Raw genomic sequence first — 8,841 nt, forward strand, 5'->3', positions numbered from 1 at the left:
GGAAGCGGGAGAACCCCCGCCACAGGCCGTAGATGGCCCCTCCGACGGTCGCGGCCTTGAAGCCCAGAGTGGCGGCGCGTCGGCCGGCACGGAAGTCGTAGACCGGCCAGTTGTGCTCGCGGGCGTAGCGGCGCAGCTTGGAGTCGGGATTGATGGCAACGGGGTGCCCCACCATGCTCAGCAACGGGATGTCGTTGTGGGAATCGCTGTATGCCCAGCAGCGGCTCAGGTCCAGGCCCTGCTCCTCGGCAATGTGCTGGACCGCGACCGCCTTGGCCGGTCCATGGAGGATCTCGCCCACAAGCCGTCCCGTGTACGAGCCGTCCATGATCTCGCCCACTGTGCCCAGCGCCCCGGTCAGGCCCAGCCGGGCGGCAATGACAGTGGCCACCTCGATCGGCGTCGCCGTCACGAGCCATACTTTGCGCCCGACCCGAAGATGCTGTTCGGCCAGGGCCTTTGCCCCCGGCCAGATCCGCGACTCAATCATCTCGTCGTAGACCTCTTCGCCCAACGCCTCGATGTCCTTCGCCGTGATGCCGGCGGCCAGCGTCAGGGCGGAATCGCGGACGGCATGGACGTCATCCATGTTTTCGCCGCGCAGCACGAACATGAACTGCTTCCAGGCGAACCCGGCAGCCTGCGGCAGGGTGAAGGCGCCACGCTGGTAAAGCTTGCGGGCGACATGGAAAAGGCTTGCGCCCTTCATGAGGGTGTTGTCGACGTCGAAAAATGCGGCCTCGCCGTGCTGCGTCGATGCAGCAGGCTCATTGGCCACAATGACGTATTTCTCCTCGGGCATGCCACGAGTCTAGTCAATGACGGGCCCCCGGCCGCCCGCGGGACGCGCGACGCGACGGCAGGACGGGCCCGGACCCGGGCGGACTGCGCCGCGCGTCGACGCCGAAGTGGCCGCCGGGCTACGGTGGATGCATGGCCAAACCCGCACCCTTACCCGATGTAGTTCTGATCACCAAGGCTGACTGCCACCTGTGCACAGAGGCGCGTGCCGCCGTCGGCCGGGTCACCGCTGCGCTCGGAATAGATTGGTCGGAAAAATCGGTGGACGACGACGCCGGGCTGCGGGAACGTTTCGCCGAGGAGATCCCGGTGGTGCTGGTCAACGGCGTACAGCGGGATTTCTGGAAGATTGACGAGGCCCGCCTGACCCGGACCCTGCAACGGGTCCTCGACCAGCCTTCCTGACGGCGGGGTGCTTTGTTGCGTGATGCGCGGGGGCTCTAGAGTGGGAAGCACAACGCGACGCAATGGAGCAGATAGTGACTTCGCTGGATTCATCTCCCGGGCCTGTCCCCGGGGGAGCCGGGACTGCGGCCAAACAGATTCCGCCCGCGGCCGTGGCCCGGCTGACCATCTATCTGCGCGCCCTGACCACGCTGCTGGCTGAGGGGGTGGACCGGGTCTCGTCCGAGTCGCTGGCCGAGGCCTCCGGAGTCAGCTCCTCGACCCTGCGCAAGGACCTCTCCTATGTCGGCTCCTACGGAACCCGGGGTGTCGGTTATGAGGTCCAGTACCTCAACCGCAACATCGCCGCCGCCCTCGGGTTGACGCACGACTGGAAAGTCGCGATCGTCGGTGCGGGCAACCTCGGCAAAGCCCTGGCCCGGTACGGCGGATTCGAGTCTCGAGGCTTTGACATTGTGGCAATTTTCGACGCCGACCAGATGGTGGTGGGCAGTGAAGTCGGTTGGCTGCGGGTCAGCGACGCCGCCGACCTTGAGCCGGTACTGCAACGGACCGGTGCCAACATGGTGGTCCTCGCCTTGCCGGCGGCGGTGGCCCAGGACGTCTGCGACCGGGTGATAGCCGCCGGCGTGCGGAGCATCCTCAGCTTCGCACCGGTGATGCTGCAGGTCCCCCCGGGAGTCAACCTCCGCAAGGTGGACATGGCAACGGAACTGCAGATTCTGGCCTATCACGCACAAAGGGCGCAGGACCCGGAAGACGCCGACTAAGATCGGCCAGCCCTCCGGTTCCCGCGCCCGCTGAGCGGTATCCCACTGGGTGGTTCTTGGCGACGCTACTTCCCGAAGGGGGCTCCAGGCTGTCCATAGGGGTTGGCAAAGGGCTGCCGCTTCTGGAAATACGGCGCTGCCGCGGGCAGGTAAAGCAGCACGATAGCCGCAATGCCCACGAGTGCCGCCAGGGTGGCGAGGCTGAGCGGGATGATGTTGAAGACCGACAATGCGGCGAACACGGTGCCCAGGATGCGGGCCCAGTTCCTGCCCTTGCGGACATTGAATGCCACGAGGGCGTACAGCCCGGCGCTGATGGCGGCAAACACCACGATGGTGCCGATCAGGACACCCTTGATGGATTCGAAGTCGACGCTCGTGCCGCTCGCTGCCATCTGCTGCTCGAACATGTCCCTGACGGCAGGGGTGTCCAGGGTTCCCAGGGACACCAGCATGGAGATGACCCACAAGGCTCCGGCTGCGATGATCAGCCAGAACGACGTATTGACCAACTGGGGAACCGCGCCCTGAGCCTGCGGCTGGTCGGACGGGTACTGGGCGTAGGGGGACTGGCCGTACGGGGACTGGCCGTACTGCGGTGCCTGCGGGGCGTTCTGGCCGTAGGCGGGAGGTGTCTGCTGGCCGTACTGCGGTGCCTGCGGGCTGTTCTGGCCGTAGGCGGGGGGTGTCTGCTGGCCGTACTGCGGCGTCTGCGGGGCGTTCTCGCCGTACTGCGGCGCCTGCGGGGCCGGAGTGGATTCCCTGCCCGGCTCGGAGCCGTTGGGAGGCGGGGGCTGGACTGGGGGATTGCTCATGAAGGGGTCCTTTGCGTGTCGATCGAATCGGCCACCGGGATCAGAGATCCTGCCCTGCCCCCAGCATGGTTTAGCTCAACCGTACCGCGGGCCGGCCATCGTGTGGATCATTCCGGAGAGGTATTCTCAAGCCCCATTCGATGGCCGGCGCGTGGCGGCGGGGGAGCCCTGGCGCTGCCACGATTCCGCGGCTGCCCTGTGCGGCGGCAGGCCTAGATTTGGCCCCGGTTGGCGGCAAACCATGCCTGTGCGTTCGGCAGCCACATGAGCACGGTCGCAACGAGGCTGATGAGGAAGCCCGGCAGGCCTCCGCCCGCCCGGCCGTCGGCGATGCCGGAACTGACGAGTGCCAGCAACAGGGAGATGCCGGCAAGGATGGTGAGGGCGAAGCGGGCCCATTCCCGGCCTTCCTTCATTTTCATGGCCAGGATGATCTGAGCGGTTGCCAGTGCGAGCGCCACGATCACGAGCAGCAGCACCAGGAGCCCGATTGCCGGCGCGAAGGCGACCAGGACGAAGGACCCGAACAACCCGATGACTCCACCCAGGAGGCCCAGGAGCCCGCCGATCAGCCAGATCCAGTAGGAGACCTTCAGCTCGGTGGGCATTGCGGCAACCTTGAATATGCCGGAGAGCCCGCCGGCAGGCAGTGCATCGCCGAAGTTCCTGGGACGGTCGGTGGGCATCTCGAAGCGGAATCCGCCGGCCGACGCCGGCTGGCCCTGGTACTCCGGCGGCGGTGCCTGGTACCCGGGAGGGGGTACCTGATACCCGGGCGGCGGTGCCTGGTACCCGGGAGGGGGTGCCTGGTATCCGTGAGGGGGCGGCGGGTTGGCGGGAAGCTGCGGTGGGCCGGCGGGCGGGACGCTGCCCGACACCGGCGGCTGGGCGCCCGGCTGCTGCGGAGGTACATCACTCGGGTTGCTCATGGCTCTCACTGTAGACCGCCGTTTCCCTGTTATCTAGGGAATCTGGAGCCGCGTCGCGGTGCCCGACGGCGGCGCCCGAGAGGGGCAGACAGCAGCGGCGAAAAACAACAGCGCCCCGCTTCATCGCGAAGATGAAGCGGGGCGCTGGACCCGGCTGACCGGCGTCGGCCGTCAGACGCGGACGGGAGTGACCGGGCCGCGACCGTGCTTGATGCTGGCTATGCTGCGGGAGCGATGAAGGCCAGTTCCAGGTTGATGGCAACCTTGTCGCTGACCAGCACGCCGCCGGCTTCGAGGACGGCGTTCCAGGTCAGCCCGAAGTCCTTGCGGCTGATCGTGGTTTCGGCGCTGAGGCCGGCGCGGGTGTTGCCGAAGGGATCGACGGCCACGCCGTTGAATTCGGTCTCGAGGGCCACGGGGCGGGTGATGCCCTTGATGGTGAGGTCGCCCTGGAGTTCGTAGGCGTCGCCCTTGGGGACGATGGTGTTGGAGACAAAGGAGATCTCCGGGAACGTCTCGACGTCGAAGAAATCTTCGCCGCGGACGTGGCCGTCGCGGTTGGCGTCACCGGAGTCGAAGCTTGCGGTCTTGATCGAGGCGTTGACTTTGGAGTCGGTGACGTTCTCGGCGAGGTCCAGGGTGGCGGCGGCGTCGGTGAACTGACCGCGGACCTTGCTGATGCCGGCGTGGCGGACGGTGAAGCCGATCTCGCTGTGCGACGGGTCGAGGGTCCAGGTGCCGGTGGTGACGTTTGCGGGAAGTGCCATGGTGGTTCTCCTTGAGTCGGGTTGGTACTGCGGTGGTTCGTCTGATCGCTAGTTGAAGCATCATTGGTTGAAATCTCAACTAACTGCTTCACCCAGTATAAACATGCATTTGCATCTTTTATTCCAACTCCGGGGAACATTTTTCCAAACTCATCAGTTCTACCTCCCGTAGAAGATTTCAGATCGACCGGCATCTTTGAGAAACTGGTAGACATGCCCCAAGCCACTGTTCATTTGCTCCGCCACGGCGAGGTCCACAATCCCGATGGTGTCCTGTACGGCAGGCTGCCGGAATTCCACCTCTCCGAACTCGGCCGGGAGATGGCCCGCACCCTGGCGGAACACTTCAGGGAGCGGTCCGCGCAAGGGGCCAGGATCGTCCACCTCGCCGCGTCCCCACTGACCCGCGCGCAGGAGACGGCGCAGCCGATCGCCGACGCCCTGGGCCTGGAGATTGCCACCGAATCCCGCATCATCGAGGCCGCCAACTACTTTGAGGGCCTCCGCGTCTCGAAGGCGGAGCTGCTGCGGCCCAAGCACTGGGCCCGGCTGTACAACCCGTTGCGGCCCTCCTGGGGTGAGCCGTACAAGGAGCAGGCCGCGCGGGTCATCGCGGCCGTCCAGGACGCACGCGTCCGTGCCATCGAGCTGGGCGGCAACGGGGCCGAAGCCATCCTTGTCAGCCACCAGCTGCCCATCTGGGCCACGCGGCTCAGCGCCGAAGGCCGGCCGTTGTGGCACGACCCGCGCAAGCGCGAATGCACCCTGACGTCCGTGACTTCCCTGGTGTTCGACGACGCCGGCGGCCTCGTGCGCGTCGACTACAGCGAGCCCGCTGCCGCCCTGCTGCCCGGTGCCGCCAGCACCCCGGGAGCCTGACCATGTCCGCGGACCGCCGCGAAAACATGCCTTTGTCCCGCCGCAGCGTCCTGACCGCCGGCGGGGCCGCGCTGGCCGCGGTGTTCGGGCTGTCCGGCTGCGCCCAGGACGACGCCCTCGCCAAACAGGCCAAGGCCGGAGACAACAAGAACTACGTGGCCGGCGATGGGTCCGTCACCGAGTTCGCCGTCGCGGACCGCAAGAGTCCCGTGGCGCTCAAGGGGACGCTGTTCGACGGCACGGCCGTCACGTCGGCGGACTTCCCCGGCAAAGTCACCGTGCTGAACTTCTGGTTTGCCGCCTGCGCCCCCTGCCGGGTCGAGGCGCCCTCCCTCGAGGCGCTGAACCAGGAATTCAAGACCAAGGGCGTACAGTTCTTCGGCGTGAACCTGCGGGATGAGAAGGCCACGGCCGACGCGTTCGACAAGACCTTCAACCTGACGTACCCGAGCTTCAACGACAAGGACGGCGCCGTGCTGTTGGCCGTCTCCGGCCTCGTGCCGCCCGGCGCCGTGCCCACCACCCTCGTGCTGGACAAGCAGGGCCGCGTCGCCTCCCGGGTCTTGGGCGAAATCCAGCAGGGCACCCTGAAGTCCCTCATCGCCGCCGCCGTGGCCGAGTAGCGCGGTCCCACCGTGAACAGCCCCTTCGCCGAAGCCATCCTGAACGGATCGCTGCTGCTTGCCATTCCCGTCGCGCTGCTGGCCGGACTGGTCTCCTTCCTCTCGCCTTGCGTCCTCCCGCTGGTGCCCGGATACCTGGGCTACGTCACGGGGCTGACCGGCGTCGACCTGCAGAAGCAAAGGCGCGGGCGCATGCTGGCCGGCATCGGGCTGTTCGTCCTGGGCTTCTCCGTGATCTTCGTGCTGCTCGGCGGCGCCTTCGGGCAGCTGGGCAGCTTCATCACGGGCTCGCAGAACATGTGGATCACCCAGCTGCTGGGCGTCCTGGTGATCGTCATGGGCGTGGTGTTCATGGGCGGCTTCGGCTGGCTCCAGCGCGATGCCAAGATCCACGCCAAACCCCCGGCCGGTCTCTGGGGCGCGCCCTTGCTGGGCATCACCTTCGGGCTGGGCTGGGCACCGTGCATCGGTCCGACGTATTCGGCCGTCCAGCTGCTTAGCCTCTCCGGCGGCTCCTCGGCGGCCAAGGGGGCGTTCCTGGCGTTCGTCTATAGCCTTGGGCTGGGAATCCCGTTCCTGCTGATCGCCCTGGCCGTGCGCCGCGGCATTGGCGTGATGTCCTTCTTCCGCAACCACCGGCTCGCCATCCAGCGCACCGGCGGAGGCATCCTGATCCTGCTTGGGATCCTGATGGCGAGCGGTGTGTGGGGCACCTGGGTCTCCGGGTTGCAGTACTGGTTCCAAACCGATGTGAATTTGCCAATCTGATGAGCGAGCGCGTGAACGAAAAGAAGAAGTCCCCGAAGCCCGAGGCCGTCCTGCCCACGCTGGGTCCGTTGGGCATGCTCCGGTGGGCGTGGACGCAGCTGACCAGCATGCGCACAGCCCTGTTCCTGCTCTTGCTGCTGGCCGTCGCCGCCGTGCCCGGCTCGCTGTTCCCACAGCGCCCAGCCAACCCGGCGATTGTCACGCAGTACATCAAGGACCACCCGGACTACGGCTCGATCCTGGACTCGGTGCAGCTCTACGACGTCTACTCCTCTGCCTGGTTTTCCGCGATCTACATCCTGCTGTTCGTCTCGCTGATTGGCTGCGTGATCCCGCGCGCCATCGCGCACTACAAAGCGATGCGCTCCCAGCCCCCGCGCACCCCCGCCCGCCTGTCCAGGCTCCCCGAATACGGCACCCTGGTGATTCCGACCGACGGCGGGATCCCGGCGTCGGCCGCCATCACCGACGCCGCCGAGCTGCTGAAAAAGCGCGGCTACCGCGTCGACGTGCGGGACCGCGACGGCGCCCGCCCGTCCTTGGGTGCCGAGCGCGGCTTCCTGAAGGAAGTCGGCAACCTCGTCTTTCACACCGCGCTGATCGGAGTGCTGGTATCGGTGGCAGCCGGCGGCCTCTTCGGCTACAGCGGGCAGCGCATCCTGGTGGAGGGCGACACGTTCGTCAACACCCTCGTCGGCTACGACCAGTTCACCCCCGGCACCAATTTCCAGAGCAGCCAGCTGCAGCCCTATTCGGTCCAGCTGGACAAGTTCGACATCACCTTCGACCGTGAATCGAAGGGCAAGTTTGGTCAGCCCATCGACTTCACCGCCGCCGTGACCACGAAGGAAAACCCGGACGCACCCGCCAAGAAGGAGGTGCTTAAGGTCAACGACCCCCTCAGCCTCGGCGGCACCAGCGTGTACCTCACCGGCAACGGCTACGCTCCCGTCGTCACGATTCGCGACGGCGCGGGCAATGTTGCCATGCAGGGACCCGTGGTGGCCAAGCTCCAGGGCGAGAACTACTACTCCTCCGTGGTGATCAAGGTTCCGGACGCCAAACCCGAACAGCTCGCCTTCGCCGGGTTCTTCCTGCCGACGGCGTTTGTCACCGACAAGGGCGTGTCCTTCAGCGGTGATCCGGAGCTCATCAACCCGCAGCTGACCCTGAATTCCTACTTCGGCGACCTCGGCCTGGACGCGGGCTCCCCGCAGAACGTCTTCGAGCTCGACGTCAAGAAGCTCACGCCGCTCAACGCCCGCAACCTGGACACCAAGGGCATCGTCCTGGCGCCCGGGAGCAGCTACACGCTGCCGAACGGCAAGGGTTCCATCAGCTTCGACGGCGTCAAGCGCTACATCGGCGTGGACATCCACCACAACCCCGGCCAGCTGTACGCCCTGATCTTCGCGCTCCTGGCCGTGGCCGGGCTCGTGACCTCGCTCTATGTGAACCGTCGCCGCGTCTGGGTCCGCACCGGCACACACGAGGACGGCCGCACCATGGTGGAGTACGGTCTCCTGGCCCGCGGTGAGGACCACCGCCTGGCCGGGGAGGCCGCGGCAATCCGCAAACTCCTTTCCGACGATTGGCTGTTGGGCGATGAGGCCGCGACCGGCTCCCAGCCCGCTCCCAGCGCAACAGCGGATAATGACCGGGCGGATAAGGCCAGCACGGCAACAGGCAGCACGGGTGCCGGCGGCACGCACGCCGCTCCTGAACAACCCGCAGAAGACTTCATCCAGTCAACAGCCGGCTCTTCCGAGTCGAAGAAGGATCAGTAATGCCGTTCTCGATCAACGAAACCATGGGCCAGTACAGCGAGCTGTTCATGCTGCTGGCCGCCGGCACGTACACGGTGGCGTTCATCGCCTTCGCCTGGGACCTGGCCAAGAGCAGCAAGACGCTGCGCGCGGTGGACCTCAAGGCCGCGGAGCTCTCCGGTGCGGCGGCCGAGGCCAATGCCGCCCGCGTTCCCGTCGGCGTCGGCGCGGGGGCCGCCGGAGCCGACGTCGCCCGCTCCGATGCGGACGTCAGCGGCCCGGCAGGCCGTGCCGAGCGTCCGACGTCGGCCACCTCCC

At 66.7% G+C, this 8,841-nt stretch carries 10 protein-coding genes and 1 pseudogene; 7 read left to right on the forward strand and 4 right to left on the reverse strand.

Going from position 1 to position 8,841, the window contains the following annotated elements; genetic code table 11:
• Window positions 1-802, reverse strand: an 802-nt coding sequence (locus Y706_RS26900; RefSeq protein WP_043436810.1) for an HAD family hydrolase, incomplete at its 3' end; no start/stop codon positions are given.
• A 131-nt stretch (window positions 803-933) separates the two neighbouring features.
• Between Y706_RS26900 and Y706_RS0120835 the strand changes: the two genes are divergently transcribed.
• Window positions 934-1,206: a glutaredoxin family protein gene (locus Y706_RS0120835; protein WP_028278097.1), complete on the forward strand. Its 273-nt coding sequence runs from the start codon at window positions 934-936 to the stop codon at window positions 1,204-1,206.
• Between the two features lie 74 nt (window positions 1,207-1,280).
• Window positions 1,281-1,976 (forward strand): redox-sensing transcriptional repressor Rex, encoded by a 696-nt coding sequence (locus tag Y706_RS0120840; protein WP_028278098.1) that lies wholly within the window; start codon window positions 1,281-1,283, stop codon window positions 1,974-1,976.
• A gap of 65 nt (window positions 1,977-2,041) precedes the next feature.
• Here Y706_RS0120840 and Y706_RS0120845 read toward each other — a convergent pair whose 3' ends face one another.
• From Y706_RS0120845 to Y706_RS0120855, 3 genes are all read right to left on the reverse strand, one after another.
• Window positions 2,042-2,791, reverse strand: coding sequence for a hypothetical protein (locus Y706_RS0120845; RefSeq protein ID WP_028278099.1), 750 nt, complete (start codon window positions 2,789-2,791; stop codon window positions 2,042-2,044).
• Window positions 2,792-3,003: 212 nt separating this feature from the next.
• Entirely contained in the window at window positions 3,004-3,720 is a 717-nt protein-coding gene (locus tag Y706_RS0120850; protein ID WP_253906859.1) for a hypothetical protein, read from the reverse strand.
• A gap of 218 nt (window positions 3,721-3,938) precedes the next feature.
• The gene (locus Y706_RS0120855) at window positions 3,939-4,487 is read right to left on the reverse strand and encodes a YceI family protein (protein WP_028278101.1); all 549 of its coding nucleotides are present in this window, start codon (window positions 4,485-4,487) and stop codon (window positions 3,939-3,941) included.
• Window positions 4,488-4,700: 213 nt separating this feature from the next.
• Between Y706_RS0120855 and Y706_RS0120860 the strand changes: the two genes are divergently transcribed.
• The 5 genes and pseudogenes from Y706_RS0120860 to Y706_RS0120880 form a co-directional block, all read left to right on the forward strand.
• The gene (locus Y706_RS0120860) at window positions 4,701-5,366 is read left to right on the forward strand and encodes a histidine phosphatase family protein (protein WP_028278102.1); all 666 of its coding nucleotides are present in this window, start codon (window positions 4,701-4,703) and stop codon (window positions 5,364-5,366) included.
• 2 nt (window positions 5,367-5,368) lie between these two features.
• Entirely contained in the window at window positions 5,369-5,989 is a 621-nt protein-coding gene (locus Y706_RS0120865) for a TlpA family protein disulfide reductase (RefSeq protein WP_253906860.1), read from the forward strand.
• 12 nt (window positions 5,990-6,001) lie between these two features.
• Complete coding sequence (locus Y706_RS0120870; RefSeq protein WP_028278104.1) at window positions 6,002-6,757, forward strand: cytochrome c biogenesis CcdA family protein; 756 nt, start codon at window positions 6,002-6,004, stop codon at window positions 6,755-6,757.
• Window positions 6,757-8,544 carry a cytochrome c biogenesis protein ResB gene (locus Y706_RS0120875; RefSeq protein ID WP_028278105.1) on the forward strand — a complete coding sequence of 596 codons (1,788 nt, stop codon included), beginning with the start codon at window positions 6,757-6,759 and terminating at the stop codon, window positions 8,542-8,544. Before Y706_RS0120870 ends, Y706_RS0120875 begins: the two co-directional genes overlap by 1 nt.
• Window positions 8,544-8,841: pseudogene (locus tag Y706_RS0120880) on the forward strand (c-type cytochrome biogenesis protein CcsB); the annotation flags it as partial. The gene Y706_RS0120875 and the pseudogene Y706_RS0120880, both read left to right, overlap by 1 nt.

The organism is Arthrobacter sp. I3 (assembly GCF_000520575.1).
In the GTDB taxonomy this organism is placed as follows: Bacteria; Actinomycetota; Actinomycetes; order Actinomycetales; family Micrococcaceae; genus Arthrobacter; species Arthrobacter humicola_A.

Excerpts from the sequence above, each read along its gene's own strand:
- Y706_RS0120865 (WP_253906860.1), top strand. The coding sequence starts at position 5,369 with ATGTCCGCGGACCGCCGCGAAAACATGCCTTTGTCCCGCCGCAGCGTC.
- Y706_RS0120850 (WP_253906859.1), bottom strand. The coding sequence starts at position 3,720 with ATGAGCAACCCGAGTGATGTACCTCCGCAGCAGCCGGGCGCCCAGCCG.
- Y706_RS0120860 (WP_028278102.1), top strand. The coding sequence starts at position 4,701 with ATGCCCCAAGCCACTGTTCATTTGCTCCGCCACGGCGAGGTCCACAAT.
- Y706_RS0120875 (WP_028278105.1), top strand. The coding sequence starts at position 6,757 with ATGAGCGAGCGCGTGAACGAAAAGAAGAAGTCCCCGAAGCCCGAGGCC.
- Y706_RS0120835 (WP_028278097.1), top strand. The coding sequence starts at position 934 with ATGGCCAAACCCGCACCCTTACCCGATGTAGTTCTGATCACCAAGGCT.
- Y706_RS0120845 (WP_028278099.1), bottom strand. The coding sequence starts at position 2,791 with ATGAGCAATCCCCCAGTCCAGCCCCCGCCTCCCAACGGCTCCGAGCCG.
- Y706_RS0120855 (WP_028278101.1), bottom strand. The coding sequence starts at position 4,487 with ATGGCACTTCCCGCAAACGTCACCACCGGCACCTGGACCCTCGACCCG.